This window comes from Streptomyces sp. NPDC002680, assembly GCF_042889145.1.
Taxonomy (GTDB): Bacteria; Actinomycetota; Actinomycetes; order Streptomycetales; family Streptomycetaceae; genus Streptomyces; species Streptomyces adonidis.
Map to the genome: position 1 here is coordinate 81,641 of NZ_JBIAQP010000009.1, position 26,130 is coordinate 107,770.

Below are 26,130 nucleotides of genomic sequence, written 5' to 3' on the forward strand. Positions count from 1 at the left end.
GTGGGGCTGGCGCGGCTTTAGGGTCACTGGAGCGGGCGGCCGGCGCGGGGGGGGGGGGGGGGGGGGGGGGGGGGGGCGGGGGGTGGGGGGGCCCCGGGGGGGCGGGGCCCCCCCCACCCCACGTCGCTGCCCGCCGTCGTACGAGGGGGTCAGCCCCCGTCGACGTGGCCGTTCACTTCGATGCCGCTGTCGTGATGGCCGGTCAGCTCGATGCCGCTGTCGTGGTGGCCGCTCTCGTGGAAGCCGCTGCCCGCCGAGGTGGCCGCGGATGCGGTGCCGATCCCGGCGAGCAGGGCGCCGAACGTGAATGCGCCTGCCGTGACGACGGTCGCGAGTTTCCTGCGGATCATGGGTGGTACCTCCGGGTTCCCCGTTGGTGGTGCCGTTCGTGGGTTCGAGTCTGGCGCCCCGTTCCGGGCCGGCGCCACAGGTTGAAACCGTGCTCTAAACGAACGCCTGGACGAACGCTCTAGACGTCGAACGGCGTGCCGAGCGGGTTGCCGAGGAGGGCGAGTCCGGTGGGTGTGGCGGTGTGGAGTACGTACTTGCCGTGCCGCTCGCTGAGCAGCAGCCCGGCCCTGCGCAGGACGGCGGTGTGATAGCTCGTGGCGGCTTCGGAGATGCCGATGCGACGCGCGAGTTCTCTCGTCGTACGGCCGGTGATGACGTCCTCCAGGATGGCGGCCCGGGTGTGGCCGATGAGGGGTCCGAGTTCCGGACCCGTCACCCGGGCGAGGGCGAGGGTGTGCCGTATCGGATAGACGAGAACCGGGGCCGGACCGACCGGCGGGACGGCGAGTGTGACGGGCCTGCGGCAACAGAAGAAGGACGGTTGCAGCGCCAACCCCCGTCCGCCGAGCAGCAGTTCACGGTCGACGGGATAGTCGGCCTCCAGGACCGGCGGCTGCCAGCGCAGCACGGGCCAGAAGCTCCTCAGCAGCCCGTCGGCGCCGCCCGCCAGCACGGCCCGCGTGCGCAGGGCGAGATCGGCGTCGACCTGGGCGCGGACGGTCGGCCAGAAGGGGGCGAGGGTCTGGCGGTGGTACGTGTGCAGGGCGTCGCCGAGACGGCGTAGCACCTCGGGATCGCCCTCGGCGAGGGCGCGGGTGCCGGCGGGCAACGGCCGTATCCGCTCCGGGGACGCGGCGAGCCGGGCGAGATCACCGCGCAGGTCGGCCCGGGGCGTGCTGAGCACGGCGTCGACGGCACTCGCCAGGTCGGAACGGCCGCCCAGATCGGGCGTGAGGAAGTCGGGGGAGTAGCCGCGCGGCGGCAACAGCCCGCCCAGCAGCCGCCCGGCCGTGGGCAACCGAGGCCGGACCAGCCGCCGCCACTCGCCGAACGCGAGCGGAGCCTCCCTGGTGATCAGGATCTGGAAACTGTTGGTGACCTCCCACAGCGGGTCGGGTGCGGTGGCGAGACGGACGCGTGCGATGTCGTCGGTGGTGAAGTGCACTCGCAGCATGGAATCTCCGACGGTGGGTCGCTCATCGGGCCGGCAGGCACGGGCGTTCTCAGCACTCTCACCGCCAGAATGCCCGTGGTCGTGGGTGAGCGGCATAAGGGCCAACGCCGGTGACGGGAAAAGCGGTTGCCGGGCGAACGCCCGTCATGGACGATCCCGGACCGTGAAGACACCTGCCGAGGAAGTCCGCCCCGCCCACCCTGTCCGCCCGCTCGCCCTGGTCACCGGAGTGGGCCGCACCGTGGGTATCGGTGCCGGGATCGCCCGTCGGCTGGCGGCGTCGGGATGGGACATCGCCTTCACCTACTGGACCCCGTACGACGCACGTATGTCCTGGGGCGCCGAGCCGGGCGCGACGCGGGTGATCACCGAGGAGCTGTCCGTGCTCGGCGCCGCGAGTACGGCGATCGAGGCGGACCTCGCCGACCCGGACGCTCCGGCGCACGTCTTCGACGAGGTCGAGCGCAGAATGGGCGGCGAGGGCGGCGCCGGTGTCGCGGCACTGGTGATGTGCCACTGCGAGTCGGTCGACTCGGGCCTGCTCGACACGACCCTGGAGAGCTTCGACCGCCACTTCGCCGTCAACGCCCGCGCGACCTGGCTGCTGATCCGGGAGTTCGGCCGCCGCTTCACGGCTCCCCCGGGAACGGGCCGGATCATCGCCCTCACCAGCGACCACACGGTGGGGAACCTGCCGTACGGGGCGAGCAAGGGGGCCCTGGACCGCATCACGTTGGCGGCGGCCCACGAACTCTCCCACCTGGGCGTGACGGCGAACGTCATCAACCCCGGCCCGGTGGACACCGGTTGGATGACGGAGGAGGACAGGGCGAACGCGATCCGCCACACCCCGCGGGGCCGCCTGGGCACCCCGAAGGACACGGCCCGCCTTGTCGACTTCCTGTGCTCCGGGGAGGGGGAGTGGGTCAATGGGCAGTTGTTGATGAGCAATGGGGGGTTTGGGTAGACCTGGGTCGGATTCCAGGCCAGGAACAATCCTCAGAGGATCTCGGCGCCCAAGGCGATGTCGAAGCCGGCGCCGTTGCGTGCCAGGCCCACCAGGAGGATGCCGGCCCATTCAAGGGCGTGGGCCATCTCGAGCCCTCCCGCGTCGAGGGCCCGCATGTCCACGCTCTCCAGAAACGCCGCGACTCGTGCTTTCGCCTCGGCGTTGTCACCGGCGAAGAACGCGTCCTGGTGCTTGTCCTCGGCAAGGACGCCGCGGAAGATCGAATTGAAAGCCTTCACGACGTGTGCGCCCTCGGGGGCGGCGGCGGCGATCTGCTGGGACACCGAGTTGCCCGCGGTGGTCACGAGTCCACTTGCGTCGGCGTTGAACGGGTTGGTGATGTCGACGAGGATCTTGCCGGCCAGCGCATCGCCGTAGTGCGTGACCGCTTCGACCGCGCCGGTGTACAGGACGGCCACGATGACGATGTCACCCGCCGGCCTTGCGCCGAACGTGCCGACGGTGGCTCCGTTGCCGATCTGGTCGGCGAGTGCCTGAGCCTTGGCGGTGTTGCGGCTCATGAGCTCGATGGTGTGGCCGTGCTTCGCCGCCCGGGTGCCGATGGCGGTGGCCATGTTGCCCGAGCCGATGATGCTGATGGTGGTCATGACGTGTGTCCCCTTGCTGTGTATGGATCAGTTGGTCGTGGGGGTCTTGCCGGCGTGCTGGGCCGGGGTGTCGAAGGTTCGCCGACGCCCAGGTGCCGGACGGCCCGTTGACGACCTGGTCGACGGGCTCGGGCCGGCCGGCCGCGTGGTGGCGACGAAGGTGCTGATGACGGCGATACCGAGCGCCGAGCCGAACGCCGAGCCGAACGCCGAGCCGAGGTGCTGGGAGACGGTGTCGATCCGCGCCCGCCATACCCGCGTCGCGCGGATCGACACCCTGCTGACCGACCGCGACGCGCTCAGATCACCGTGGTGCCGCCGTCGGCAACCAACTCCATGCCATTGACGTAGCTCGAGTCGTCCGAGGCGAGGAACAACGCGACCGACGCGATCTCTTCAGGGCGGCCCATCTCTCGCCGCGGGATCACGGATTCGAACTGCGCCTTCATCCGGTCGTCCATGACCTCCTCCAGAATCGGCGTGGCGACCTGGCCGGGGGTCAGCACGTTCACCCGGATCCTCCTGTCCCTCAACTCGGACACCCACACCCGTGCGTAGGCGGGCAGCACGGCCTTGCTCGCCGCGTACACACTCCAGTCGGGGTAGCCCCGGAGCGACGCGTTCGACCCGGTCATGAAGATCGAGCCGCCGTCGTTGAACAGCGGCAGCGCCTTCTGGACCGTGAACAGCGTGCCGCGCGCGTTCAGCGAGAAGGCGGCATCGAACTGCTCCTCGGTGATCTCGCCGAGCGAGCCCTGCTCGCCCGTCCCGGCACTTGCCCACAACACATCGACCGTGCCCTTTTCCCGCTTGACCGTCTCGAACAAACGGTCAAGATCATCGAGGTCGGCCGAATCGCCCTGCACGCCGGTCACGTCCCGGCCGATCAGCTTGACGGCCTCGTCCAGCGCGTCCTTCCGCCGACCCGAGATGAAGACGTGAGCGCCTTCATCGACGAACAACTTCGCACCGGCCAGCGCCATCCCACTCGTCGCACCTGTGATCACCGCAACCTTGCCATCGAGCTTTCCCACGACCGCTCCATTCACATGCCGTGCCGATGTTAAGTACACCGGTCTGCATACTTAACGTAGCGAACAGCTGTGCGGGGTGCAAGCTATGCACACCGATCGGTACCCAGGTGGGCTACGCTGGGCGTATGACAGAGCTGGAGAAGGGGCCGCGAGGCCTGCGCCGCGGCAGGGGCGCACGAGAGCGCATCGTCAGCGCGTCACAACAACTGTTCCGCGATCAGGGCATCAACTGCACCGGCATGGACCAGCTCTGCGCGGTGGCCGAGGTGTCCAAGCGCACGCTCTACCAGCACTTCACCGGCAAGGACGAGCTGATCGCCGAATGCCTACGGCGATTCGATCCCGACATCCTGCCCGAGGTGTTCGACCGCACTGATCTCACACCTCGCGAACGACTCCTCGCCGTGTTCGACATGCACTCGCCCCTGTGCCCGTTCATCGCGGCGGCCGTCGAAATCCCCGACCCGGGCCACCCGGCACGCGTACTCGCCCGCGACTACAAAAAAGGCTTTGCCGCCCGGCTCACCGATGCCGCCCGCGAGGCCGGCGCCACCGACCCCGAGCAGCTCGGCGAGCAACTGGCGCTGCTCCTGGACGGCGCCTCGGCCCGCAGCCGAGTCCTCAACGCCGATGCGTTCAGCACCGCCGCCGCCATCGCGGCCGTCCTCGTCGACAACGCCCTCCCCGCAGAAGCGGCAGCGGCAGCGGCACCGGCCGGCGCCCCGCGTTCCGTCCGTGACGCTGTCGACTGCTGAGGGAGATGTTGTCGACGTCGCTGCACCATCCGATGCTGGCAAGCGAGAGCCGGGGTATGTCACGTTGAGGATCTGTGGGACTGTCCGTCCCGGATCAGCCGGTCCGCCGCCTCCAACTTCAGTCTCGCGTCACCGAGTTCGTCCCGGAGCCGAGCGACTTCGGCTTCCGCGCGGGCCCTTCGGTCCTCCTCGTAGCGGGCCCAGTTCTCCGCGCAGCCGCTCAAGTTTCTCGACCTCTCGCGCCAGCTTTTCCTTGTTGCTGCGCTCCTGTTCGAGCAGTTCCGCGAGATGCCTCAACTCGGCCGCGACCCTGGACTGCTCGTTGAGAACCTGACGGAATTCGTCGCGCACACGATTCTCGTGTGCTTCGAGACTTGAAAGAATATCCTGGAGGTCCGATTTCGCGGATTCCAGTTCCTGGATGGTCGCGCTGCTGGGCGGGGGTACGAAGTCGGCGTGCGCCTGTACGGATTCCGGTCGGGGGCTGTCGGCCTGGACCTCGTGCGGTCCGGATCGTTCGGCCCGGTCATGCAACTGTGTCAGGCGTTTCCAGCGGTCTTCCCACTCATGCAGGCGGCCGTCGCCGTGCTTCACCTGGGTTCCGTCCTCGGCGCCCAGCAGGACGCGGACCAGCGCGAGCAGGAAGTCCCGGCCCGGTGGACACGGGTTGGATGACGGAGGAGGACAGGGCGAACGCGATCCGCCACACCCCGCGGGGCCGCCTGGGCACCCCGAAGGACACAGCCCGCCTTGTCGACTTCCTGTGCTCCGGGGAGGGGGAGTGGGTCAAAGGTCAGTTCAGTTCGGGTTCCGGATGATGGCGAGGGCTTCCACCTCCAGCATGAGTTCCGGCCGGTACAGGGCGGCGACCTGTACGGCCGTACTGGCAGGCGGGCGCGCGGTGTCGATGTGCGCGTCGCGGGCGATCCGTACGTCCGGCAGGACGGCCACGTCGGTGACGTAGAAGGTGAACTTGGCGACGTCGGCGAATGTTGCGCTGGCCGCGGCCAGGCAGCGCCGCAGGTTCTCGAAGACCTGACGGGCCTGGGCGGCGGCGTCGCCCTCCCCGACCAGGTTGCCCTGCTCGTCGAGTGCGACCTGCCCGGAGATGACGACCAGCCGGCCCTCGCCCACCACGACATGGCTGTAGCCGTTCCCCGGGGCGACCCCGTCCGGCGGAATGTGGGTGAGCGCGGCCATTGCCGGCTCTTTCGGCTCGTCCGACACGGGTGACCTCCACGTACAACAGGCGACGAGGCAACGGTATATGGCGGTGATCCCGTGAGAGGACGCGAGGACGTGGATGTGTATGAGGCTGTGGACAGCCGCCGGGCTGTACGGGCGTTCAGCGATGAGCCGGTGCCGAAGGAGAGACTCGAACGAGTGCTGACCGCGGCGACGCGAGCTCCGTCGAGCGGGAACCTCCAGCCGTGGCATGTGTTCGTCGTGACCGGCGGGCCCTTGGACAGCCTGAAGAGGCGCACTACGGCTAGGGCACTGGCGGGAGACCCGGGTGATGACCGGGAGTATCCGATGTATCCGGCCGAACTGAACTCGCCGTATCTGGACCGTTTTTCCGCCGCGGCCGCCGAGAGGTACAAAGCCCTGGGAATCGAGCGGGACGACCCCGACAGACCCATGAAGATCGCCGCCTTGAACTCGGAGGCGTTCGGGGCGCCGGTCGTCCTGTTCTGCTACCTCGACCGGACCATGGGACCCGGACAGTGGGCTGACGCGGGGATGTACTTGCAGACGGTCATGCTGTTGCTGAGGGCGGAAGGGTTGCACAGCTGCCCCCAGGTCATGTGGACCATGTACCACAGGACCGTCAGCGAGACGGTCGGAGCCGATGACGGGCTCGTGCTGTTCTGCGGTGTCTCGGTAGGGTTCGAGAAGGAAGGCGCGCCACGGCTGCGTACCGGCCGGGCGGACATGGCGGAGACAGTCAGCTTCATCGGGGTGTGAGCCGCTGGGCGGTCGAGACGGACAGGACGGCTCCGCAGAGCGTGTATCCGTGGTCATCGCCTCGCGTTCCTGGCGGCCCAGACGTGATCCGAACAACAGGCCCCAACCCTCGGCGGCCTGGCGCGAAAGGTGATGGAGGACGGTGGCGGGCCGGCTCCGGGTGCCTGCGCAAGGCCGCCCCCGCGTCAGGTCGCGGCACTAGGTTGTGCCGATGACCCGACCCCTGCCGCCTGGCGGCACTGTGCTCGATGCGGACGAACTGGCGGCCCTCTGGGCGGACGCCTGGCGTCCGGAACAAGTCGCGGAGCGGTTGGGTGGGGTCGGTGCGCCCTGGTGCGTCGCGGCGGGGTGGGCGCTTGATCTGTTTCGCGGGCAACAGTCGAGGCCGCACGGCGACCTGGAGATCGCGGTGCCTGCGGCGGGATTCCCGGAGATCCGGCGCCGCTTCCCCGAGTACGCGTTTGACGCGGTGGGTTCGGGGCGGGTCTGGCCGGGGGCGGGAGCCGAGGAGCTGGTGGCTACGCACCAGACGTGGCTGCGGGATCCGGCGAGCGGGCGGTTCTTGTTCGACGTCTTCCGTGAGCCGCACGAGGGCGGGACATGGATCTGTCGGCGGGACGAGAGGCTCCGGCTGCCGTACGACAGGATCATCGAGCGAACGGCGGACGGAATCCCGTATCTGGTACCGGAGTTGGTGCTGCTGTTCAAAGCGAAGACGCCACGACCCAAGGATCAGGCGGACTTCGCCGAGGTGCTCCCGCTGCTGGGTCGGCCGCGGCGGGATGTCCTGAGCGAGTGGCTGGAGCTCGTCCACCCCGGGCACCCATGGCTTGCGGAGCTGGCGGGATGAGGATCTGGGCGGGGGTGGGCGGGGCTACAGGGGGATCAGACCGGCATCGGACGGCCGGAATCCGCAGACCTCGAAGTAGAAGGACCGGAGGTGCTCTTCGAAGTCCACGTGCAGCCACGCGCACTTGGCGGCGCGGGCGTGGTGCGCGGCGGTGGCGATGAGAGTGGCGCCGATGCCCTGGGACCGGCAGCGCCGGGCCACGACCGTATCGAGAACGAAGGCGTGAACTCCGCCGTCCCAGGCGACGTTGACGAAGCCGACGAGGGAGTCGCCGTCCCAGGCGCAGACCCAGCCGAGGCTGTGCCGCTCCAGTCGTGCTCGCCAGTCGATGTCCACGGGCGGGCCGCCGAAGCCTTCGGCGTGCAGGGCGTTGAGGGAGGCGTTGTCGAAGTCGCCGCGCCATTCGTATGTCGCCGTCACGCGGTCTCACTCTCATGGTTTGTGCGGCAGTACGACGACCGACCGTGCTCGTTCACGCACCGGCGGTGGCTTGATCAGAGCAGTACTCTCGAAATCATGGCAGAGCACTTGGGAGACCGGTTGAAGCGGCTTCGCCGTGTGGCCGGTCTGACGCAAGAGGGCCTGGCGGAGAAGTCGAACCTGTCCGTCGACACGGTGAAGAAACTGGAACAGCGGCAACGGCACTCCGCGTCGCTGCCCACGCTTCACGCTCTGTCGGGCGGCCTCGGGGTCGAGCTGACCAGCCTTCTCGGCGACCCGCCCGGAGTGCCCTCCAACGGGGAGGCCGATCCGCCTCAGTTGGTCGCGTTGCGTCGCGCGATCATGCCCCCGATGTTCGCACCTCCACCGGAGCCGTCCGGCGTCGAGAAGCTGACAATCCCCCTTCTCCGCAAGGAGATCGCCGCCGCGTGGACTCTCTACCACGACGCCGAGTTCGCGGCCCTGATGGAGGTTCTGCCGGGCATCGTCAACGATGCCCGCTTCGCTGCGGCTGTGGGCACCGGCGACCAACGGGCCGAGGGCCAGGCCGCGTTGGGGAAGTCCCTTCAGCTGGCCGGCCATCTCGCCATCCGCCTGGGGAAGACCGACCTCGCCCTCTCCGCCCTCGAACGGGCCATGAACGCGGCCGACAACTCCTCGGATCCCCTCCTCGGGGCCATGGTGACCAACTCCGTGGCGTGGAACTACCAACGGCAGAACCGGCTGGGGGACGCCGAACACGCCGCCGTGTACGCGGCTGATCTTGTGGAGCAGGAGAACAGCTCGACGGCCGAGGGCGTACGTGTGTGGGGTGGGCTGGTCATGTCGGCGGCCACCAGCGCGGCCCGCAGCGGCGACTACGATTCCTGAACCGGCTGCCGGGTTACTGTGCCGCGTGTGCGGGCTGGCGCGAGATCTGGTGTCCGCCTGCTGTGGCTTCGACGGGTGCGGGGGGGGGAGACGCGGAGCCGATCCGATGGTGAGGTTCTGCCGCACCGCGACAGGTTCGAGAACCCTTGGACAGGTCACCGCGAAGCCCGGCCACACCGGGACGTTGAGCGTGCGGACCGTTGCCCCGTAGAGGGTGTTCCAGAAGGAAATTCGGGTGCCGGAACCGAGCGAACATCCCTACCCTCGCCCCATGCCCCACCAATCCGCCCTCCTGAACGTCATCGACGTGGAAGCCACCTGCTGGGACGGACAGCCGCCGCCCGGTTCCGTGAACGAGATCATCGAGATCGGGCTCACCGTCGTGGACGTGCCGGCACGGCGCCGGGTGTCCAGGCACCGGGTCCTGGTCCGGCCTGTCCGGTCGAGGGTGAGTGACTTCTGCACCGAGCTGACCGGCCTGACGCAGGCCGAGGTGGAACGGGGCGTCAGCTTCGCCGAGGCGTGCCGGGTCCTCGTCGAGGAGTACGGGGCCGGGGGGCGCCCCTGGGCGAGCTGGGGCGAGTACGACCGCCGTCAGTTCGCCCGCCAGAGCCAGGCCGACCGGGTGGCCTACCCGTTCGGCTACCCGACGGAACGCACCCACACCAACGCCAAGGCCGTATTCACCGAGGCCTACGGCCTGCGCAGAAAGCCCGGCATGAGCCAGGCCCTCCAGATCGCCGGACTGCCACTCGAAGGACGCCACCACCGGGGTGAGGACGACGCGTGGAACATCGCCGCACTCGTCCTTGACCTGGTGGGGCGCGGGGCGTGGCCGGTCACGGACGCGGTCGTCTAGTGCCGTGAGCGGACAGGCCGACCGTGTGGTGATCCCCCTGACACGGCACCAGACCAGACCTGCCTGACCACGAGTCGGTCGGGTCGCTCCGGGCGCTGCCCGTGTCAGTGGCACCCGCTACGTTCCAGGAATGGTCGAACTGGACTCCCTCCCCGCCACCCGTGACGCCTACGACGCCGTCGCAATGCGCTACGCACAGCACTTCACCGACACTCTGCGCGACCGGCCGCTGGAGCGTGCGCTGCTCGCCGCGTTCGCCGAGTCGGTGCGCGCTGGTGGCGAAGGCGAGGTCGCGGATCTGGGCTGCGGACCCGGGCATATCACCGCTCATCTACGGCGGTTGGGACTGCGTGCCTTCGGCGTCGACGCGTCGCCCGCGATGATCGGGCTGGCCCAGGAGGCCAACCCGGAGTTGCGGTTCGAGGTGGGCTCGATGGCGGCACTCGACATCGCGGACGGCGTTCTGGGCGGGGTGCTTTCGCGATACTCGATCATCCACATCCCACCGCAGGACGTCCCGACCGTGGTGGCGGAGTTCGCCCGGGTCCTGGCCCCTGGCGGTCACCTGCTGATCAGCTGCTTCGCCACCGACGACTCCGCGATCCCCACGCAGTCTTTCGACCACTCGGTGATGACGGCCTATCGCTGGTCGCCCGACCGCCTGGCGGGGCTGCTGCGCGATGTCGGCGTGAGCGAGATCGCCCGGGTGCTGTGCGAGCCGAAGCCCACCGACAAACGGCAATTCCAGGAGCTGCAATTGCTGGCGGCCAAGAACTAGTGCTCCGACCAGTGGATTCCCCGAGCCGGTGGTACCGCCAGTTGGATGTGCAGTGGTATCCCTCCGACTGCTGGGGGTGTGGTGGCTCAGCCTGTCGGTGTGCGCGGCTTGACCGATCAGGAGGGGCAACCGCTTGCCGCCTCAGGGGACTCCAGGTGGCTTCCGCCAGCCGAAGATCGCGAGTCTAGTCGCTGACTAACGCCAACCGGCCAGCGATATATCCAGCCCACCACCGCCCAGATAACTACGAAGAGCCCCCGCACTCGACCGCACGAACTCCCCCGGCAGCACCCCCACTTCCGCCCAACAGACCTCCGCGTGCTTCTCCGGTTCGCGGTTCTCCGGTTCGCCCGTCCAGGTGTGGGTGGCGAAGACGATCGTGAGGTAGCCGTTCGGGGTCTCCGCGCCCTGGGCGCCGTGGACCAGGTGGGCGACCTTCAGGGACTCCGGGGTCACCCGCAGGCCCGTCTCCTCGTGCAGCTCGCGGACCGCCGTTTCGGTGATGGGCTCGCCGGGTTCGCTCTTGCCCATGGGGAGGTCCCACATGCCCTGGCCGAACCTGGCGTTCGGGCCGCGTCGGAGGAGGACGACCCGGTCCGCCGCCCGGTCGTGGACGATGACCGCCGCGACGAGCACCGTCATCGAGTCGAGGGCCGGCTTCAGGGGATTCAGGGGTCCGGGGTGGTTGTTCGTCATGGTGCGGCGGAGTCTAGGGTCGCCCACTGACATCGCCCCCTCCGCGAGCCGTGCCCAGGCCAACGCACCCTCACGCCCGCCGCAGCAACGGCATCTCCACCTTCACGCCCGCCGCAGCAACGGCCGTTCCACCACCACGTACGACACCAGCGCCGCCACCACCGTCGCCGCCAGGCCCGCCGGGAGCAGGTGGTCGTCGGTCACGCCCAGGTCGGAGAGGAGGCGGATGACGGGGTAGTGCCACAGGTACATCCCGTAGCTCAGGTTGCGGCCGATCCAGGCCAGTGCCCCGATCGACAGCAGGCGGGAGGGCCAGGAGTCCGGGACCAGGTCCAAAGCCGCCACCACCGTCGCCGCCAGCACTGCCGCGACCATGAAGCCCGCCGTGTACCAGACGGGGTTCCACGCGCTCGCCTCCGCGATCGGGATCTGCCAGGCGATCAGGCCCAGCAGAGCCAACGCCGGCCAGCACAGGCGGTTCGCCCAGCGGCGGAGCAGTGCGAGTCGGGGGTCGTCGGCTCGTAGGCGGGCCAGGAGTACGGCCAGCAGCGCGCCGATCAGGAGCTGGTCGGCGCGGGTGTCGGGGCCGTTGTAGATGCGGTGCGCCGCCGTGGGGTCCCAGAGGGCGAGGCGCCACAGCAGCGGCAGCACGCACAGTACCGCGACCCACGCCAGTACCTTCCGTGCCGTGGTGTGCCGTAGGAGCAGGAGGAGCAGCAGGGGCCATGCCAGGTAGAACTGCTCCTCCACCCCCAGGGACCAGGTGTGGCTGAGAGCGGACGTGACGTCCGAGTACGGGCCCGGCTCTCCCGCCCGTACGAGGTTGACCACCGACACCGCCGCCAGCGCCGCCGCCGTCCACGCCCCGTCGAACAGCGGCAGCGGCAGCGCCAGGGAGAGCAGTGCCGTGACCGCGCACATCAGCAGCAGGGCCGGGCCGAGCCGTAGCCAGCGCCGGCGGTAGAACCTCCGCAGGCCGATACGGCCGGTACGGGCGTACTCGGCGATCAGCAGCCGGGTGATGACGAAGCCGCTGAGCGTGAAGAAGACGTCCACGGCCACCGAACCGCCGGGCAGCGGGCCCGGCGCCACGTGGTACACGATCACCAGGACGACCGCGACCGTCCGCAGCCCGTCCAGCCCCGCCACCCGCCCACCACCGGCACGCGATGCCGACGGAAAGCCCCGCCCGCCACCACCGGATCTGCGCCGCGGTTCGGCCGTACGTACGTTCGCGCTCTGCTGGGCGGTCCCGTCTGCCGCTTCCGCCTCTTCTGCTTCTATGGTGCTCGGGTCGGTGGGGGTGCTCATAACGACCGCGCCTGCCCAGCCCCGGCGGCGTCACACAAGTTCTTATGGTCCCCACAGCTTCGGCGCGGCTTTCCGGCCACCGCGTCTCCCCTCCCAGGGGGCCTCCCCCTCCAGCCCGCTCAACCCTGCGGGTCCCGCGCCGGTCTACTCTGTCGCCGCGGACAGCGGTCATGCGTGTGAGCGGAGACGAAACCAGATGAACAGCCCTACGGGAGCCCCTCGAAGAGTCGGCGGTGGCGGCCGCACCAGGCAGCCAGGGTCGCGGGGTGCGCGAATACATCGCACGCGTACGACGGTCCGCGCCACCCGCGCACCCCTGACCGGGCCGGTCCCCGCCGACGGCCGCGGCGCACCCCTGCTGTCGGAGCCCGCTCGGCGCCTGGCCGCCGGAAGCGTGCTGTTCCTGCTGATCAGCGGGGTCATCACGGTGGGGGTGTGGTTCTGCATCACCTTCCAGACCGCCGTCACACCCGTCCTGATCGCGCTGCTCCTCTCGGCCCTGCTCGGCCCGTTCTACCGCCGCCTGGTCCGGATGAAGTTCAACAAGTCGCTCGCCGCCGGGCTGGCCTGCGCCGCCGTCCTCGTGGTCATGGGCGGTGCCGCGTACATCGTGGTGACCGCGCTGATCGACAGCGGCGACCAGATCATCGACTCGGTGCAGGACGCGGCGAAGTCGCTCAGCGAGCGCTTCGACGTGGTCGGCAACTCCCTCGACGAACTCGCCACGAACGCCAAGGACCTGCTGTCCAAGTTCGGCGGCACCGCGCTCTCCGGCGTACTGAGCGGCGTCAGCCTGCTCACCGAGATGATCGCCACCGGCACTCTCGCACTGCTGCTCCTCTTCTTCTTCCTCCGTGACTCCGACCGGGCCGTGGCCTCGCTGCACTCGCTCGCGCCCCGTGGCTCCGGCGCGACCCTGGAGGTCATGGCCCGCCGCGCCTTCCAGGCCATCGAGGGCTTCATGCTGGGGACGACGATCATCGCGTTCATCGACGCCGTCTTCATCACCGTCGGTCTGCTGATCCTCCAGGTGCCGGGCGCGATCGGGCTGGGCGCGCTGGTGTTCATAGGCGCGTACATCCCGTACCTCGGCGCCTTCCTGTCGGGCGCGGTCGCGGTCCTCGTCGCGTTCGCGGACGGCGGGCTCAACACCATGCTGTGGGTCCTCGGCGTGGTCTTCGTCGTGCAGCTCATAGAGGGCAACGTGCTCCAGCCGATGATCCAGAGCCGCACGCTCCAGATCCACCCGGCGGTGATCCTCCTCGCCCTCACCGCCGGCGCCTCGATCGCCGGCATCCTCGGCATGCTCCTCTCGGTACCGCTGACGGCGGCGGCCTTCGGGGTGGTGTCGGAGCTGCGGGGGCGGTACGAGGAGGGGGTCGGCGGGCGCGAGAGCGTCGGCGCCGGAGCACCGAGCTGATCATGGCGGAATGATCCGCCCGGCCGTACGGCACCGTGGAGGGGGCTGTCCCGGGTTTCCCCGGGCGGCCCCCTCAGGTCGATTTCAGAGGTCCCACGGGAGTCGGTCCCCCACGGCGGTCCGCACCGCACTCAGCCTGTCCAGGTCCTCCTCGATCAGCGTGAGCGCCTCGAAGGCATAGGCCGCGCCGGCCTCCGACCCGCCCCGCACCACCTCGGCGTACAGCACCCGCAGCCCTCGCCGAACCGCCTCGACACAGGCCACGGCCACGGCGCTCTCCGAGTCCACGGCCGGCCCGAGAATCCGCAGCACCCAGCCGAGCGTCTCGCGCCTGGCGGGTTCGGACAGGGGGCCGGTCAGGGCGGCGAGAGCCACCGGGACGAAGGCGGCCGACGCCGGCACCAGTCCGTCGGCCGGAGTCATCACGTGGTCATGCAGCGAGGTGAGGAACGCCTCGCCCCCGCCGTGCCCCTCGTCGAGGGCGAGCAGTTCCCTGATCCTGGCCGGCAGATGCGCGGCACTCCCACCGCAACCGCACTCCGTCCGCTCCCAGTCGAACCTCAGCAGTTCGGCCTCGAAGCCGCTCTCGCCGACCGGGGTCACCGGTTCGCCGTCCCACCGCACCACCGCGATCACTTCCCTTCCGGCCCGCACGTACCATGGCCTGCCTCACCCGCTCCTCCTCGACCACCGGGCGACGAAGGTGAGGAAGGAAACGAAGACATGGAGACAGCGAGGCTACGGCTCCGCGGGTTCACCCCGGCGGACGCGACCGCCCTGGCCGCGTACCGCTCGGACCCCGAGGTGAGCCGGTACCAGTCCTGGGAGTCGCCGGTGCCGTCGGCGGAGGCCGAGCGGCTGGCGGCCACGCTCTCGGCGGGGGATCCGCGTGATCCGGGGTGGTTCCAGTACGCCGTCGAGCGGCTGGACGTACCGGGGCTGATCGGTGATGTCGGGGTGTGCCGGAGCGACGACGGGCGGCAGGCGGAGCTGGGCTTCACGTTCGCGCCGGAGTTCCAGGGGCGGGGGTACGCCACCGAGGCGGTCGCGCGGACGGTGGAGTTCCTGCTGGTGGAGGAGGGGCTGCACAGGGTCTCGGCGGCCTGCGACGGACGTAACGTCCGCTCGGCGAAGTTGCTGGAGCGCGTGGGTTTCCGCCGCGAGGGCCATCTCGTGCGGAGCACCTGGATCAAGGGGGAGTGGACCGACGACGTCCTCTTCGGCCTCCTCGCCTCGGAGTACCCGGCCCGGCTCCGGCGCTGAGGGCCGATAACGTCGCGGAACATGCGCTACGTACACGTCGATGTCTTCAGCGCCCGCCCCTACAGCGGCAACAGCCTGGCGGTGTTCCCCGACTCCGCCTCCGGGTCATACCGAGGTTGTACAGCCCGCCCAAGGGGGTCCCCAGCCGCGGGTTTCGTGCGGACCGGGCGATCTCCTCGCCCAGCCGGGCGGTGTTACGTCGCCGTCGTGGCCGCCGTCGGCCACCCCTTCGCCTCGCCGCCCATGAACGGACCCGGACCTCCATGACCGCCACGACCACCCCGCACGTACTGATCCTCGGCGGCACCGCGGAGGCCCGCCGCCTCGCCGAACTACTCCACGCCACCCCGGACCTGACCCTGACCAGCTCCCTCGCCGGACGGGTGGCCGGACCCCGGCTGCCCCCCGGCGAGGTCCGGATCGGCGGTTTCGGCGGCGCGGAGGGGCTGGCCGCGTGGCTGCGCGAGCACCGGGTGGACGTGCTCGTCGACGCCACCCACCCCTTCGCCGTCACGATCGGTCTCCACGCGGCGCGTGCCGCGGCCACCGCCCGGATCCCCCTGCTCGCGCTCCGGCGCCCCGGCTGGACCCCGGTGGAAGGGGACGACTGGCACGAGGCCGGCTCCCTGGAAGAGGCCGCGACCCTGCTGCCCGCCCTCGGCCGACGGGTGTTCCTCACCACCGGACGCCTGGGCCTGCCCGCCTTCGCCGCACTGAACCACCTGGACGACATGTGGTTCCTCGTACGATCCGTGGACGCGCCCGAACCTCCGCACCCGCCCCGGATGGAGGTGCTGCTCGACCGGGGCCCGTTCACGCTCGACGGCGAGCGCGAGCTGCTGCGCCGCCACCGCATCGACGTCATGGTCACCAAGGACAGCGGGGGAGCGGCGACCGCACCGAAACTGACGGCGGCCCGGGAGGCGGGGCTGCCCGTGGTCATGGTCCGCAGGCCACCCGTACCGGAGGGCGTGCCGGTCGCGGCCGACCCGGAGACGGCGGCGGGCTGGATCGGCGAACTGCTGAGACCTGCCTGACGGAAACCTTGCACGGGCTTTGCCGCCCTCTTCTTCTACTTGCAACCTCTATGCAGAAACCTGTGGTGTGCGGCTGAAGGCGGCCGTCCCGTCGACAGGTAAGGCCCGTCCCCCATGACCACCGCTACCCGGCAGCGCATCCGTACCTCGATGACCCGCAAGGAGTGGGCGAGCCTCGGCGGGATGGCCGCGTTCATCCTGGCGCTGCACGTCATCGGCTGGTTCACGCTGGTGGTGATCGTCGCCCCCGAGCACTACAGCCTGGGCACGAAGACCTTCGGCATCGGCATCGGCGTCACGGCCTACACCCTCGGCATGCGGCACGCCTTCGACGCCGACCACATCGCCGCGATCGACAACACCACCCGGAAGCTGATGAGCGAGGGCCAACGCCCGCTGTCGGTCGGCTTCTGGTTCTCGCTGGGGCATTCGAGCATCGTGTTCGCGCTGGCTCTTCTGCTGTCCATCGGTGTCAAGGCCCTGTCGGGCCCGGTCGCGGACGACAACTCGGGCCTCCACGATGTCACCGGCTGGATAGGTACGACGGTCTCCGGGACCTTCCTCTACATCATCGCGATCATCAACCTCGTGATCATGGCGGGCATCTGGAAGGTCTTCCGCCAGATGCGCACGGGCCACTTCGACGAGGCGGCCCTGGAGGAGCAGCTCAACAACCGCGGCTTCATGAACCGCCTCCTGGGCCGCCTCATGAGGTCGATCACCAAGCCGTGGCAGATGTACCCGCTGGGCCTGCTCTTCGGCCTAGGCTTCGACACGGCGACCGAGATCGCGCTCCTCGTCCTCGCGGGTTCGGGCGCGGCCTCGGGCCTGCCCTGGTACGCGATCCTGTGCCTGCCGGTCCTCTTCGCGGCCGGCATGTCGCTGCTCGACACGATCGACGGCTCGTTCATGAACTTCGCGTACGGCTGGGCCTTCTCCAAGCCGGTCCGCAAGGTCTACTACAACCTCACGATCACCGGCCTGTCGGTCGCCGTCGCGCTCATCATCGGCACGGTGGAGCTGCTCGGCCTGATCGCCGAACAGGCGGACCTGCACGGCCCGTTCTGGGACTGGGTCTCCGGCCTGGACCTCAACATCATCGGTTACGTCATCGTCGGGCTGTTCTTCGCGACGTGGGCGGTGGCCCTGCTGGTGTGGAAGGTCGGCCGCATCGAGGAGAAGTGGACGGCGGGCCTGGCAGAGCCGATCCCGGCGGTCGAGCAGAACTGACCGCTCACTCCTCTCCTACTCCTCTTCGCTGGCGATCGCGTTGATCGCGGCGGCGGCGATGGCACTGCCGCCACGCCGACCGCGTACGACGATGTACTCCAGCCCCGACACGTTCGCGACAAGCGCGTCCTTCGACTCGGCGGCGCCGACGAACCCGACCGGGACGCCGATGACCGCGGCGGGCCGTGGCGCCCCCTCCTCGATCATCTCCAGCAGCCGGAAGAGCGCGGTGGGCGCGTTGCCGACAGCGACAACCGCCCCCTCCAGCCGGTCCCGCCACAGTTCGAGGGCGGCGGCACTGCGCGTCGTCCCGAGCTTCGCGGCCAGCTCGGGGACGGCCGGGTCGGTCAGGGTGCACAGCACGTCGTTCCCGGCGGGCAGCCGCTTGCGGGTCACGCCGCTGGCCACCATCCGTACGTCGGTGAAGATCGGCGCGCCGCCGCGCAGCGCCTCACGGGCGCGGGCCACGACACCGGGCGTGTACGACAGATCCTGTACGAGGTCGACCATCCCGCAGGCGTGGATCATCCGTACGACGACCTGACCGATGTCGGCGGGCAGGCCCGCGAGGTCGGCCTCGGCGCGGATGGTGGCGAAGGACTGACGGTAGATGGCCGCGCCGTCCTTCTCGTAGTCGTACGTGGTCACGGCGCTCTTCTCACTGCGTCAGGGTCGTCAGATGTGCGGCAGAGGTGCTGTCACATCTTGCCTCGGCCGGTCACGGGGCGGGGTCAGGGGTGGGGGATCACGCCTCCCGCTTCGCGCCGTCGATCTCGGCGATCAGGGCCTCGATACGGTGCCTGATCTCGTCGCGGATGGGACGCACGGCCTCGACGCCCTGGCCGGCCGGGTCCGCCAGGTCCCAGTCGAGGTACTTCTTGCCGGGGAAGACCGGGCAGGCGTCGCCGCAGCCCATGGTGATGACGTAGTCGGACGCCTGGACGGCCTCGGTGGTGAGGATCTTCGGCGTGGCACCGGCGATGTCGACACCGACCTCGCGCATGGCCTCGACGGCGGCCGGATTGACCCGGTCGCCGGGGATGGAACCGGCGGAACGGACCTCGATCCGGTCGCCCGCGAGGTGGTCGAGAAAACCGGCGGCCATCTGGGAACGCCCGGCGTTGTGGACACAGACGAACAGCACGGAGGCGAGGGGGCGGGGCGGGCTGGAGGACATGGGCCCTTCCTTCATATGTGCGGCTTCATATGGGCGTACTCGGAGTGATGTGAAAGTATCAGCCCATGCTGAAATCAGTCGACACTGATCTGATGCGGGTTCTGGCGGACCCGCTCCGCCTCCGGATCGTCACCCTGCTCGCGAAGGAGACGCTCTGCAGCACCCACCTGATCGAGGAGACGGGGGCCAGGCAGACCAATCTCTCCAACCATCTGAAGGTGCTGCGCGAGGCGGGCGTGGTGGAGACGGAACCGTGTGGCCGGTTCCTCTACTACCGCCTGAAGCCCGATGTCATCGCCTCCCTCGCGGGCCGGTTCGCGGACCTGGCGGAGACCGCGCGGGCCACCGCCGAGAACAACGTCAAGCGGTCCTGTCCTTGAAGACGGCGACGACAGCCCCTGCGGCGCCCGCAGTGGCCCCGCTGATGTCCAAGGCCGCGGCCGAACTGCTGGGCACCGCACTCCTCGTCGCGATCGTGATCGGCTCGGGCATCCAGGCCACCGAGCTGACGACGGACGTCGGGGTGCAACTGCTGGCGAACTCGATCGCCACGGTCTTCGGCCTGGGCATCCTGATCCTGCTGCTCGGCCCGGTCTCGGGCGCGCACTTCAACCCGGTGGTCACCCTGGCCGAGTGGTGGACGGCCCGACGCGGTGGCGGCGCCGGCGTCACGGCTCGCGAGGTCGCGGTGTACGTCCCCGCGCAGATCGTCGGTGCGATCGCGGGCGCGATCCTCGCCGACGCGATGTTCGGCGAGCCGCTGGTGGAGTGGTCCACGCACGACCGCTCGGCCGGTCATCTGCTGCTGGGCGAGGTGGTGGCCACCGCCGGTCTGATCCTCCTGATCTTCGGCCTGGCCCGCACCGACCGCCTCCGGTACGCACCCGTGGCCGTGGCCTCGTACATCGGCGCCGCCTACTGGTTCACGTCGTCCACGTCGTTCGCCAACCCGGCGGTGACGATCGGCCGCACCTTCAGCGACACGTTCGCGGGGATCGCGCCGGGGTCGGTGGCGGGGTTCATCGGTGCGCAGCTGGTGGGCGGGGTGGTCGGGTTGGCGCTGGTGGCGGTCGTCTTCCGGCCCGGCCGGACCGCTGGAGCGGCGAATTAGATAACTATCTATATTGACGGTTGCCGAATCAGGTGCCATGCTGGGCCGCAGGAAATCGACAGATGTCGAAGTAAGCCCACGCGATCATGGAGGTTCGTCATGTCATCCCGCGTACAGCTCGCTCTCCGCGTCCCCGATCTCGACGCGTCCATCGCCTTCTACAGCAAGCTCTTCGGCACCGAACCCGCCAAACTCCGCGACGGCTACGCCAACTTCGCGATCGCGGAGCCGCCGCTCAAGCTCGTCCTCATCGAAGGCGCGGCGGGCGAGACGACACGTATGGACCACCTGGGGGTGGAGGTCGAGACGACCGAGGCGGTCCACGAGGCCACCGCCCGCCTGGCCGAGGCCGGTCTCGCCACCGACGTGGAGGACGACACCACCTGCTGCTACGCCCTCCAGGACAAGGTCTGGGTCCACGGCCCCGGCCAGGAACCCTGGGAGGTGTACGTCGTCAAGGCCGACGCGGACTCCCTGGCCAAGCAGCAGGGCAGCACCTGCTGCTGATCCCGGCGACGAACGGAGCGATCGTGATCGGAACCGTGGGCGGCCTGTACCGCTACCCGGTCAAATCCCTGCTGGGCGAGGCGATCACGGCCACGGAGGTCACCGAGCACGGCCTGGCCCACGACCGTCGGCTCGCCCTCGTCGACACGGAGACGGGGAGGATCGCCAGCGCCAAGCACCCGCGCCGGTGGGGCCGTCTGCTGGCCCTGAGCGCCCAACTCGGCGGCGGGGAGGTCCGCATCACCGCGCCCGACGGCAAGGTGTGGCACTCCACCGACCCGGACGCGGACCACCACCTGTCCCACTTCATCGGCCGCGACGTGACCCTGACCGACACCGCACCGGAGTCGCCGACCCTCGACCGCGCCCGCCCGGACGACATCCTGCGCGGCGCGACCGACATCGGCATCGACATCAGCCACATCGGCAGCGCGGCCCCGGCCGGCACATTCGTCGACTACGCGCCCGTCCACCTGCTCACCACGGCCGCCCTGGCCCGCATCGACACCCTCGCCCCGGGCGTCGCCGAAGCCGTGCGCTACCGCCCGAACATCGTCGTCGACACACCCGGCTCCGGCTCCGGCTTCCCCGAGAACGACTGGCCCGGCCGCACCCTGCGTATAGGCGACGACCTCACCCTCCTCGTCATCGCCCGCACCCCACGGTGCGCCGTCCCCACCCTCGCGCACGGCCCCGTACCGGCGGCCACGGCCGCCCTGCGGGTGCTCGCCGACCACAACCGGGTCGTCCCGCTGGACTCCATGGCCCCCATGCCCTGCGCCGGAGCGTACGCACAGGTCGTCGTCCCTGGCCGGATCAGGCACGGCGACACGGTCCGGTGGGTGTGACCGGTGTGACCGGTACGGTGCCGCGGGCTCTCCCGCGCTGAAAAGGTCGAGCCGGCTGCGGAGTTGTCTACGGCGTGGGCGCGGGCTGCTCGCCCGAGCCGCGGACGATCAGGCGGGTGGGCACGGTGATGGTGCGGGCGCGGGTGCGGTCGCCGTCGAGTCGGGTCAGGGCGGTGGTCGCCGCGGTCCTGCCGAGTTCCTCCGCGTCCTGGGCGACGACGGTCAGGGCCGGTTCAAGTGCCTCGGCGAGCGCCACGTCGTCGAAGGCGACGACGGCGACCTCCTTGCGCTTGCTGCGGGCGAGTTCGGCGACCGTCCCCAGCGCCATGATGTTGTTGCCGGCGAACAGGGCCGTGGGGGGATCGGCCAGGCCGAGGAGTTGGGCGGTCGCCGCCTCGGCCCCCTGTTGGTCGTGGGCGTTGGTGACGAGCGAGCGGTCGTACGGGATGTCGGCTTCCTGGAGCGCCGAGCGGTAGCCGGCCAGCCGTTCGCGGCGCGTGTACAGCTTCGGGGGCAGGTCGCCGACGAAGCCGATGCGCCGGTGTCCGTGGGCGATGAGGTGGGCGACCCCGTCGTGGGCTCCGGCACGGTTGGAGCTGACGATGCTGTCCGTGGCGAGGCCGGCTCCGGGCCGGTCGAGGAAGATCACGGGCAGTCCCGCCGTACGGTGGGACTTGAGGTGGGCGTGGTCGGCGCCGACGGACGGTACGACGATCAGGATGCTGACCCGGCGGGCGAGGAACTTGTCCGTCAGGGCGCGTTCGCGTACGGGGTCGTCCGCGGAGGAGCCCATCAGCAGGGTCAGTCCGCGGTCGCGGACCGTGTCCTCGATGCTCCGGGCCACGGCCCCGAAGAAGGGGTTCCCGAGGTCCGGGATGACCAGTCCGACCGTGGTGTCGGGGCCGCCGACGCGGATGTTGCGGGCCATGAGGTTCGGCTGGAAGCCGAGCTTGGCCACGGCGGCGAGCACCTGTTCCCTGGTCCGAGCGGAAGCGGGTCCGTCCTCGTTGAGGACTCGGGAGACGGTCTTGGCGCTGACGCCGACTTCTCGGGCGACATCGGTCAGGGTGGGGCGGCGGTTCGCTGCCATGGAGAAACCGTCCTGTGGGCTCTCGGTTCCGGCCGCGGCCTCGGCCGGAAACCACGAGAGCTGGGTCGTGCTGTCAGGTGGCCTGGACTCCCGCGGCCTTCGCCGCCTCGGAATCCGCTACGACAGTATCTCCGGCCGCGTCGACGGAGAGAGCGCCGGTCATGATGGCGACGACCTCGGCCATGGAGTAGTCGGAGGGCTTGATCACGGCGGCCCGCCGGCCGAGCCGGTGGACGTGGATCCGGTCGGCGATCTCGAAGACGTGCGGCATGTTGTGGCTGATCAGGACGACCGGCATGCCCTTGTCCCGGACCCGGCGGATCAGGTCGAGGACCTGGCCGGACTCCTTGACGCCGAGCGCGGCGGTGGGCTCGTCCATGACGACGACGGAGCTGGCCCAGGCGACGGAACGGGCGACCGCGACGGCCTGCCGCTGACCGCCGGAGAGGGTCTCCACCGACTGGGTCAGCGAGCGCAGACCGATCTTCAGATCGGCCATGTGCTCGGCGGCCTCCTGACGCATGCGCTTCTTGTCGAGCATGCGGAAGACACTGCCGAGGACGCCGGGGCGGCGGAGCTCGCGCCCGAGGAACACGTTCGAGGCGATGTCCATGGACGCGGCCACGGCGAGGTCCTGGTAGACCGTCTCGATGCCGTGGGCGCGCGCACTTTGCGGCCCGGAGAATGTGATGGGCTCGCCGTTGAGCCGTATCTCGCCCGCGTCCGGGGTCACCGCTCCGGTGAGGGCCTTGATCAGGCTGGTCTTGCCGGCGCCGTTGTCCCCGATGACGGCGAGGACCTCCCCGGGCAGCAGGTCGAAGTCGGCGCCGTCGATGGCGGTGACCTGTCCGTACCGCTTGAACAGACCGCGGGCCTGAAGAACAGGGGTGGGGGTTCCGGTGGCGGTCATCGGGCCTTCTTCCGGGAGAGCTGGTCGACGGTCACCGCGAGGATCACCAGGACCCCGGTGATCAGGGTCTGGTAGATGGACGCGACGCCCATCAACTGGAGCCCGTTGCGGAACACACCGACGATGAGGACGCCGATGAAGGTGCCCAGGACCGACCCGCGTCCCCCGAAGAGGCTCGTACCGCCGAGGACCACGGCCGTGATGCTGTCGAGGTTGTCGGTCTGCCCCGCCTGCGGATCGCCCACCCCGGTACGGGAGATGAGCAGCAGGGCCGCGATGCCGTACAGCAGGCCGGCCACGGTGTAGATGCCGATGGTGAGACGGGACGTACGGATGCCGTTCAGCCGGGCGGCCTCGGCGCTGTTGCCCAGGGCGTACACGTGCCGGCCCCAGCCGGTGCTGCTCAGCGAGTAGGCGAAGATCAGGAACAGGGCGATGGTGACGAGGGAGCCGTAGGTGATGTCGGTGTGGCCGAGGGGGAAGGTCTCGCCGAGGGCGGTCAGCGGGCCCGGCAGATTGCTGACCGTCTGCTCCTCGGAGTAGATGTGGGTCAGCGCGAACGCCACGTTGAGCATGCCGAGGGTGACGATGAACGGCGGCAGCGGGATCTTCTGCACCAACAGCCCGTTGACCAGCCCGAACCCGCCGCAGACGGCGATGCCGAGCGCGATGGCGACCAGCGGCGGCAGCGACCCCTCGGCGGCCATCTTGGCGATCACGATGCTGCCGAACGCCATCACCGCCCCGCACGACAGGTCGATGCCGGCGGTCAGGATGATCAGGGTCTGCCCGATGGCGAGAGTACCCACGACCATGACCTGCTGCACGATCAGCGAGAAGTTCCCACCGGTCAGGAACTGATCGGTCGAGATCGAGAAGAAGGCACAGGCCAGGAGAAGGGCGACCAGAGGTCCGGTGGTCGGCGCGGTGAGCAGTCTGCGGGCCGTACTTGGCGCTTTGAGCTCCGAGTACGGGGTGATGGTGGCTGTCATGCGAAGTCCTTGTCGGAAGACAGATGGCCGGGTCGGGAGACGGGGGCGGGGGACGCTGGCCGGGGGGGCGATGTCGGGTGGCGCGACAGCGCCCCCGACAGGGGCGCGGGGAACTGCGCGACCAGCCCCCACCGGGCCCGCAGCCAAACACCGCGCCCCCCAGCGGAGCGCCCCGCTCAGCCCCAGCAGTTCTCCAGGCCATAAGCGGTGTCCTTGGACGCCACCCCGTCCTGAGCCTTGTCACTGATCAACGTGACCCCGGTGTCCGTGTAACCGGACGCCTTCGTGCCGTCCTTGGCATACGCCACGACCGCCTTGACGCCCTCCTCCGCCATCTTCAGCGGATACTGCTGCGAAGTCGCCGCGATCTTGCCGTCCTTGACGGCCTGGGTGCCGGTGCAGCCGCCGTCGACGGAGACGATGAGTACGTCCTTCTCCCGGCCCTTGGCCTTCAGCGCGGTGTACGCGCCCAGCGCGGCCGGCTCGTTGATGGTGTAGACGACGTTGATGTCCGGCTCCTTCTGGAGACAGTTCTCCATCGCCGTCTGGCCCTTGGCCTGGTCGCCGCCCGTGTCCTGGGCGCACACGACGTCCTTGTCGGTGGCGCCGAAGCCCTTCAGGAAACCGTCGTGGCGCTGGACGCCGACGGAGACGCCCGGCGCGAGGTCGAGCGCGGCTATCTTCGCCGTCTTGCCCGCCATCGCGGCCTTGGCGTACTCGCCGATCAGCTCACCGGCCTTGAGGTTGTCGGTGGCGAAGAGGGCGTCGACGGCGCTCTCCGGCTCGGTCGGGGTGTCCAGGGCGATGACCAGAACGCCCTTGGCGCGGGCCTTCTCGATCGCGGGCACGATCGCCTTGGAGTCGCTCGGGGTGATCAGGATGCCCTTGACCCCGGCGGCGACCATGTTCTCGATGGCGGTGACCTGCCCGGCGTTGTCCCCGTCGAACTTGCCTGCGGCGGTGGACAGTTGGGCGCCGTTCTCCTTGGCGGCCTTCTCCGCGCCCTCCTTCATCTTCACGAAGAACGGGTTGGTGTCGGTCTTGGTGATCAGACCGACCTTGACCTCGCCCGAACCCGAGCCGGAACTCGACGAGCCCGATCCGGAGCCGGACCCGCAGGCCGTCAGGGTGAGGGCCGCGACGCCCGAAACGGCGGCGACTCTGAGGAGGGAGGAGGACAGGCGAGTGGTACGAGACATCATCGGCTCCTGTGGGATAGCGAGCGGCACGGAGTTGGGATCGGAGCACGCCGCCCGGGGTGTCATCGTTGACTTATGTCATCGTTGACACTGCCTGGCGAGGATGATGGACTCCGCTTCCCGGAAACGTCAATGCCCCGCGCACGTCACAAATCGGCAAACACGCGTGGCGGGCGCCCACTGTGACTGTCCGTCAGAGAAGAGCAGTCATGAGCCCGCGTCGGATCACCGCCCTGGGGGAGCGCGTCGCGGACACCTTCGCCGAACCCGCGAGCACCTCGAACGAACTCGGCCTCCGCGTTCTGCCGGTCGGCGGACCTGCGAATACGGCGGTGCAGCCCCTTCCTCGGGGCGCTGCCGCCGAACCCCCGCTCCTCAAATGCTGGAGAGGCTGGATGGTGCCGGCCGGGGCTTGATCTTTCAGCGCGAGCCCAGGCATCTCGGCCCGTCCGGCGTTTGAGGACAAAGGGGGGTCTGGGGGCGCAGCCCCCAGGGATGGGAACGGGTAGGGGCGGCGGGGGCGAGAACAATCGAGGAAGCCTGCCGCCCAACAGGCCATCGCGGCCGAACCGTTGACGCACCGCCCGGATTGCCTCCATCATCGGGCCACTCGATGTCATCGATGACTCAAGTCAACGATGACACTCCTCGCCGGAACCGGTGCCGTGGGACGACGGCACCGGCGAGGCGCTACTTCAGCGGCCG

The 26,130-nt window shown here is 69.6% G+C and carries 33 protein-coding genes and 1 pseudogene; 17 read left to right on the top strand and 17 right to left on the bottom strand.

From position 1 onward, the window contains the following. Positions 1-149: 149 nt before the first annotated feature. Both ACFYXF_RS23875 and ACFYXF_RS23880 read right to left on the bottom strand, forming a co-directional pair. Positions 150-350: a hypothetical protein gene (locus tag ACFYXF_RS23875; RefSeq protein WP_389352129.1), complete on the bottom strand. Its 201-nt coding sequence runs from the start codon at positions 348-350 to the stop codon at positions 150-152. A 119-nt stretch (positions 351-469) separates the two neighbouring features. Then, on the bottom strand, positions 470-1,465 hold the full coding sequence (locus ACFYXF_RS23880; protein ID WP_389352131.1) for an ArsR/SmtB family transcription factor: 996 nt from the start codon (positions 1,463-1,465) through the stop codon (positions 470-472). 163 nt (positions 1,466-1,628) lie between these two features. On the opposite strand from ACFYXF_RS23880, the gene ACFYXF_RS23885 reads away from it, so the two are divergent. Then, entirely contained in the window at positions 1,629-2,432 is an 804-nt protein-coding gene (locus ACFYXF_RS23885) for an SDR family oxidoreductase (protein ID WP_389352133.1), read from the top strand. Positions 2,433-2,464: 32 nt separating this feature from the next. On the opposite strand, the gene ACFYXF_RS23890 is transcribed toward ACFYXF_RS23885, so the two are convergent. From ACFYXF_RS23890 to ACFYXF_RS23900, 3 genes are read right to left on the bottom strand one after another with little or no spacing between them, the layout of a single operon-like run. Beyond that, positions 2,465-3,082, bottom strand: a complete 618-nt coding sequence (locus tag ACFYXF_RS23890) for an NADPH-dependent F420 reductase (RefSeq protein WP_389352135.1) — start codon at positions 3,080-3,082, stop codon at positions 2,465-2,467. A gap of 27 nt (positions 3,083-3,109) precedes the next feature. Then, entirely contained in the window at positions 3,110-3,358 is a 249-nt protein-coding gene (locus ACFYXF_RS23895; RefSeq protein ID WP_389352137.1) for a hypothetical protein, read from the bottom strand. 23 nt (positions 3,359-3,381) lie between these two features. Then, positions 3,382-4,116, bottom strand: a complete 735-nt coding sequence (locus tag ACFYXF_RS23900) for an SDR family NAD(P)-dependent oxidoreductase (protein ID WP_389352139.1) — start codon at positions 4,114-4,116, stop codon at positions 3,382-3,384. A gap of 125 nt (positions 4,117-4,241) precedes the next feature. Between ACFYXF_RS23900 and ACFYXF_RS23905 the strand changes: the two genes are divergently transcribed. Next, a complete protein-coding gene (locus tag ACFYXF_RS23905; protein ID WP_389352140.1) occupies positions 4,242-4,871 on the top strand; it encodes a TetR/AcrR family transcriptional regulator in 630 nt (209 codons plus the stop codon). Between the two features lie 129 nt (positions 4,872-5,000). Here ACFYXF_RS23905 and ACFYXF_RS23910 read toward each other — a convergent pair whose 3' ends face one another. After that, positions 5,001-5,465, bottom strand: a complete 465-nt coding sequence (locus ACFYXF_RS23910) for a hypothetical protein (RefSeq protein WP_389352690.1) — start codon at positions 5,463-5,465, stop codon at positions 5,001-5,003. A gap of 38 nt (positions 5,466-5,503) precedes the next feature. Here ACFYXF_RS23910 and ACFYXF_RS23915 point away from each other — a divergent pair. Beyond that, positions 5,504-5,689 (top strand): annotated as a pseudogene (locus tag ACFYXF_RS23915) (short-chain dehydrogenase); the annotation flags it as partial. On the opposite strand, the gene ACFYXF_RS23920 reads toward ACFYXF_RS23915, so the two are convergent. Then, positions 5,670-6,071: a RidA family protein gene (locus ACFYXF_RS23920; RefSeq protein ID WP_389352141.1), complete on the bottom strand. Its 402-nt coding sequence runs from the start codon at positions 6,069-6,071 to the stop codon at positions 5,670-5,672. The pseudogene ACFYXF_RS23915 and the gene ACFYXF_RS23920 overlap by 20 nt on opposite strands. A gap of 99 nt (positions 6,072-6,170) precedes the next feature. On the opposite strand from ACFYXF_RS23920, the gene ACFYXF_RS23925 reads away from it, so the two are divergent. Both ACFYXF_RS23925 and ACFYXF_RS23930 read left to right on the top strand, forming a co-directional pair. Then, positions 6,171-6,836, top strand: a complete 666-nt coding sequence (locus ACFYXF_RS23925; protein ID WP_389352143.1) for a nitroreductase — start codon at positions 6,171-6,173, stop codon at positions 6,834-6,836. A 211-nt stretch (positions 6,837-7,047) separates the two neighbouring features. Next, a complete protein-coding gene (locus ACFYXF_RS23930; protein ID WP_389352145.1) occupies positions 7,048-7,686 on the top strand; it encodes a nucleotidyltransferase domain-containing protein in 639 nt (212 codons plus the stop codon). 24 nt (positions 7,687-7,710) lie between these two features. Here the strand turns inward: ACFYXF_RS23930 and ACFYXF_RS23935 are convergent, their stop codons facing one another. After that, on the bottom strand, positions 7,711-8,106 hold the full coding sequence (locus tag ACFYXF_RS23935; protein ID WP_389352146.1) for a GNAT family N-acetyltransferase: 396 nt from the start codon (positions 8,104-8,106) through the stop codon (positions 7,711-7,713). A 96-nt stretch (positions 8,107-8,202) separates the two neighbouring features. On the opposite strand from ACFYXF_RS23935, the gene ACFYXF_RS23940 reads away from it, so the two are divergent. From ACFYXF_RS23940 to ACFYXF_RS23950, 3 genes are all read left to right on the top strand, one after another. Continuing rightward, positions 8,203-8,997: a helix-turn-helix domain-containing protein gene (locus ACFYXF_RS23940; RefSeq protein WP_389352148.1), complete on the top strand. Its 795-nt coding sequence runs from the start codon at positions 8,203-8,205 to the stop codon at positions 8,995-8,997. A 271-nt stretch (positions 8,998-9,268) separates the two neighbouring features. Continuing rightward, positions 9,269-9,856, top strand: a complete 588-nt coding sequence (locus tag ACFYXF_RS23945; RefSeq protein ID WP_389352149.1) for an exonuclease domain-containing protein — start codon at positions 9,269-9,271, stop codon at positions 9,854-9,856. Positions 9,857-9,986: 130 nt separating this feature from the next. Further along, entirely contained in the window at positions 9,987-10,634 is a 648-nt protein-coding gene (locus ACFYXF_RS23950) for a class I SAM-dependent DNA methyltransferase (RefSeq protein ID WP_389352150.1), read from the top strand. Positions 10,635-10,829: 195 nt separating this feature from the next. Here the strand turns inward: ACFYXF_RS23950 and ACFYXF_RS23955 are convergent, their stop codons facing one another. Together ACFYXF_RS23955 and ACFYXF_RS23960 are read right to left on the bottom strand one after the other, a co-directional pair. After that, positions 10,830-11,330, bottom strand: coding sequence for an NUDIX domain-containing protein (locus ACFYXF_RS23955; protein ID WP_389352152.1), 501 nt, complete (start codon positions 11,328-11,330; stop codon positions 10,830-10,832). A 102-nt stretch (positions 11,331-11,432) separates the two neighbouring features. After that, positions 11,433-12,641 (bottom strand): acyltransferase family protein, encoded by a 1,209-nt coding sequence (locus ACFYXF_RS23960; RefSeq protein WP_389352154.1) that lies wholly within the window; start codon positions 12,639-12,641, stop codon positions 11,433-11,435. A 196-nt stretch (positions 12,642-12,837) separates the two neighbouring features. On the opposite strand from ACFYXF_RS23960, the gene ACFYXF_RS23965 reads away from it, so the two are divergent. Next, positions 12,838-14,061 (top strand): AI-2E family transporter, encoded by a 1,224-nt coding sequence (locus ACFYXF_RS23965; protein ID WP_389352156.1) that lies wholly within the window; start codon positions 12,838-12,840, stop codon positions 14,059-14,061. Between the two features lie 84 nt (positions 14,062-14,145). Here ACFYXF_RS23965 and ACFYXF_RS23970 read toward each other — a convergent pair whose 3' ends face one another. Further along, positions 14,146-14,697: a hypothetical protein gene (locus ACFYXF_RS23970; RefSeq protein WP_389352157.1), complete on the bottom strand. Its 552-nt coding sequence runs from the start codon at positions 14,695-14,697 to the stop codon at positions 14,146-14,148. A gap of 87 nt (positions 14,698-14,784) precedes the next feature. Between ACFYXF_RS23970 and ACFYXF_RS23975 the strand changes: the two genes are divergently transcribed. The 3 genes from ACFYXF_RS23975 (at position 14,785) to ACFYXF_RS23985 (ending at position 17,591) form a co-directional block, all read left to right on the top strand. After that, positions 14,785-15,324 carry a GNAT family N-acetyltransferase gene (locus ACFYXF_RS23975; RefSeq protein WP_389352159.1) on the top strand — a complete coding sequence of 180 codons (540 nt, stop codon included), beginning with the start codon at positions 14,785-14,787 and terminating at the stop codon, positions 15,322-15,324. Positions 15,325-15,587: 263 nt separating this feature from the next. After that, the gene (locus ACFYXF_RS23980) at positions 15,588-16,361 is read left to right on the top strand and encodes a cobalt-precorrin-6A reductase (RefSeq protein WP_389352160.1); all 774 of its coding nucleotides are present in this window, start codon (positions 15,588-15,590) and stop codon (positions 16,359-16,361) included. 114 nt (positions 16,362-16,475) lie between these two features. Then, a complete protein-coding gene (locus tag ACFYXF_RS23985) occupies positions 16,476-17,591 on the top strand; it encodes a HoxN/HupN/NixA family nickel/cobalt transporter (protein WP_389352162.1) in 1,116 nt (371 codons plus the stop codon). Positions 17,592-17,606: 15 nt separating this feature from the next. Here ACFYXF_RS23985 and ACFYXF_RS23990 read toward each other — a convergent pair whose 3' ends face one another. After that, positions 17,607-18,239, bottom strand: coding sequence for a precorrin-8X methylmutase (locus ACFYXF_RS23990; protein ID WP_389352163.1), 633 nt, complete (start codon positions 18,237-18,239; stop codon positions 17,607-17,609). 97 nt (positions 18,240-18,336) lie between these two features. Beyond that, the gene (locus ACFYXF_RS23995; RefSeq protein WP_389352165.1) at positions 18,337-18,768 is read right to left on the bottom strand and encodes an arsenate reductase ArsC; all 432 of its coding nucleotides are present in this window, start codon (positions 18,766-18,768) and stop codon (positions 18,337-18,339) included. Between the two features lie 65 nt (positions 18,769-18,833). Between ACFYXF_RS23995 and ACFYXF_RS24000 the strand changes: the two genes are divergently transcribed. From ACFYXF_RS24000 to ACFYXF_RS24015, 4 genes are all read left to right on the top strand, one after another. After that, positions 18,834-19,148: an ArsR/SmtB family transcription factor gene (locus ACFYXF_RS24000; protein ID WP_389352167.1), complete on the top strand. Its 315-nt coding sequence runs from the start codon at positions 18,834-18,836 to the stop codon at positions 19,146-19,148. 44 nt (positions 19,149-19,192) lie between these two features. Then, a complete protein-coding gene (locus tag ACFYXF_RS24005; RefSeq protein ID WP_389352659.1) occupies positions 19,193-19,879 on the top strand; it encodes an aquaporin in 687 nt (228 codons plus the stop codon). A gap of 99 nt (positions 19,880-19,978) precedes the next feature. Continuing rightward, entirely contained in the window at positions 19,979-20,386 is a 408-nt protein-coding gene (locus ACFYXF_RS24010; RefSeq protein ID WP_389352168.1) for an ArsI/CadI family heavy metal resistance metalloenzyme, read from the top strand. Positions 20,387-20,409: 23 nt separating this feature from the next. Next, positions 20,410-21,234 carry an MOSC domain-containing protein gene (locus ACFYXF_RS24015; RefSeq protein WP_389352170.1) on the top strand — a complete coding sequence of 275 codons (825 nt, stop codon included), beginning with the start codon at positions 20,410-20,412 and terminating at the stop codon, positions 21,232-21,234. 67 nt (positions 21,235-21,301) lie between these two features. On the opposite strand, the gene ACFYXF_RS24020 is transcribed toward ACFYXF_RS24015, so the two are convergent. From ACFYXF_RS24020 to ACFYXF_RS24035, 4 genes are all read right to left on the bottom strand, one after another. Further along, positions 21,302-22,324, bottom strand: a complete 1,023-nt coding sequence (locus ACFYXF_RS24020; protein ID WP_389352172.1) for a LacI family DNA-binding transcriptional regulator — start codon at positions 22,322-22,324, stop codon at positions 21,302-21,304. 73 nt (positions 22,325-22,397) lie between these two features. Further along, entirely contained in the window at positions 22,398-23,234 is an 837-nt protein-coding gene (locus ACFYXF_RS24025; protein WP_389352173.1) for an ATP-binding cassette domain-containing protein, read from the bottom strand. Beyond that, positions 23,231-24,226: an ABC transporter permease gene (locus ACFYXF_RS24030; protein WP_389352175.1), complete on the bottom strand. Its 996-nt coding sequence runs from the start codon at positions 24,224-24,226 to the stop codon at positions 23,231-23,233. The genes ACFYXF_RS24025 and ACFYXF_RS24030 overlap by 4 nt, the downstream gene beginning before the upstream one ends. Before the next feature lie 176 nt (positions 24,227-24,402). Beyond that, the gene (locus ACFYXF_RS24035; protein ID WP_389352177.1) at positions 24,403-25,425 is read right to left on the bottom strand and encodes a sugar ABC transporter substrate-binding protein; all 1,023 of its coding nucleotides are present in this window, start codon (positions 25,423-25,425) and stop codon (positions 24,403-24,405) included. A gap of 209 nt (positions 25,426-25,634) precedes the next feature. Between ACFYXF_RS24035 and ACFYXF_RS24040 the strand changes: the two genes are divergently transcribed. Then, positions 25,635-25,841 carry a hypothetical protein gene (locus tag ACFYXF_RS24040; protein WP_389352178.1) on the top strand — a complete coding sequence of 69 codons (207 nt, stop codon included), beginning with the start codon at positions 25,635-25,637 and terminating at the stop codon, positions 25,839-25,841. The last annotated feature ends 289 nt before the right edge of the window (positions 25,842-26,130 follow it).

Bases quoted from the DNA above. Each gene is read 5' to 3' on its own strand.
- ACFYXF_RS23965 (WP_389352156.1), top strand. From the start codon at position 12,838: ATGAACAGCCCTACGGGAGCCCCTCGAAGAGTCGGCGGTGGCGGCCGC.
- ACFYXF_RS23960 (WP_389352154.1), bottom strand. From the start codon at position 12,641: ATGAGCACCCCCACCGACCCGAGCACCATAGAAGCAGAAGAGGCGGAA.
- ACFYXF_RS23955 (WP_389352152.1), bottom strand. From the start codon at position 11,330: ATGACGAACAACCACCCCGGACCCCTGAATCCCCTGAAGCCGGCCCTC.
- ACFYXF_RS23985 (WP_389352162.1), top strand. From the start codon at position 16,476: ATGACCACCGCTACCCGGCAGCGCATCCGTACCTCGATGACCCGCAAG.
- ACFYXF_RS24025 (WP_389352173.1), bottom strand. From the start codon at position 23,234: ATGACCGCCACCGGAACCCCCACCCCTGTTCTTCAGGCCCGCGGTCTG.
- ACFYXF_RS24000 (WP_389352167.1), top strand. From the start codon at position 18,834: ATGCTGAAATCAGTCGACACTGATCTGATGCGGGTTCTGGCGGACCCG.
- ACFYXF_RS23890 (WP_389352135.1), bottom strand. From the start codon at position 3,082: ATGACCACCATCAGCATCATCGGCTCGGGCAACATGGCCACCGCCATC.
- ACFYXF_RS23875 (WP_389352129.1), bottom strand. From the start codon at position 350: ATGATCCGCAGGAAACTCGCGACCGTCGTCACGGCAGGCGCATTCACG.
- ACFYXF_RS23975 (WP_389352159.1), top strand. From the start codon at position 14,785: ATGGAGACAGCGAGGCTACGGCTCCGCGGGTTCACCCCGGCGGACGCG.
- ACFYXF_RS23920 (WP_389352141.1), bottom strand. From the start codon at position 6,071: ATGGCCGCGCTCACCCACATTCCGCCGGACGGGGTCGCCCCGGGGAAC.
- ACFYXF_RS23940 (WP_389352148.1), top strand. From the start codon at position 8,203: ATGGCAGAGCACTTGGGAGACCGGTTGAAGCGGCTTCGCCGTGTGGCC.
- ACFYXF_RS23980 (WP_389352160.1), top strand. From the start codon at position 15,588: ATGACCGCCACGACCACCCCGCACGTACTGATCCTCGGCGGCACCGCG.
- ACFYXF_RS23880 (WP_389352131.1), bottom strand. From the start codon at position 1,465: ATGCTGCGAGTGCACTTCACCACCGACGACATCGCACGCGTCCGTCTC.
- ACFYXF_RS24005 (WP_389352659.1), top strand. From the start codon at position 19,193: ATGTCCAAGGCCGCGGCCGAACTGCTGGGCACCGCACTCCTCGTCGCG.
- ACFYXF_RS24040 (WP_389352178.1), top strand. From the start codon at position 25,635: ATGAGCCCGCGTCGGATCACCGCCCTGGGGGAGCGCGTCGCGGACACC.
- ACFYXF_RS24030 (WP_389352175.1), bottom strand. From the start codon at position 24,226: ATGACAGCCACCATCACCCCGTACTCGGAGCTCAAAGCGCCAAGTACG.
- ACFYXF_RS23930 (WP_389352145.1), top strand. From the start codon at position 7,048: ATGACCCGACCCCTGCCGCCTGGCGGCACTGTGCTCGATGCGGACGAA.
- ACFYXF_RS24020 (WP_389352172.1), bottom strand. From the start codon at position 22,324: ATGGCAGCGAACCGCCGCCCCACCCTGACCGATGTCGCCCGAGAAGTC.
- ACFYXF_RS23950 (WP_389352150.1), top strand. From the start codon at position 9,987: ATGGTCGAACTGGACTCCCTCCCCGCCACCCGTGACGCCTACGACGCC.
- ACFYXF_RS23905 (WP_389352140.1), top strand. From the start codon at position 4,242: ATGACAGAGCTGGAGAAGGGGCCGCGAGGCCTGCGCCGCGGCAGGGGC.
- ACFYXF_RS24035 (WP_389352177.1), bottom strand. From the start codon at position 25,425: ATGTCTCGTACCACTCGCCTGTCCTCCTCCCTCCTCAGAGTCGCCGCC.
- ACFYXF_RS23945 (WP_389352149.1), top strand. From the start codon at position 9,269: ATGCCCCACCAATCCGCCCTCCTGAACGTCATCGACGTGGAAGCCACC.
- ACFYXF_RS23995 (WP_389352165.1), bottom strand. From the start codon at position 18,768: ATGTCCTCCAGCCCGCCCCGCCCCCTCGCCTCCGTGCTGTTCGTCTGT.
- ACFYXF_RS24010 (WP_389352168.1), top strand. From the start codon at position 19,979: ATGTCATCCCGCGTACAGCTCGCTCTCCGCGTCCCCGATCTCGACGCG.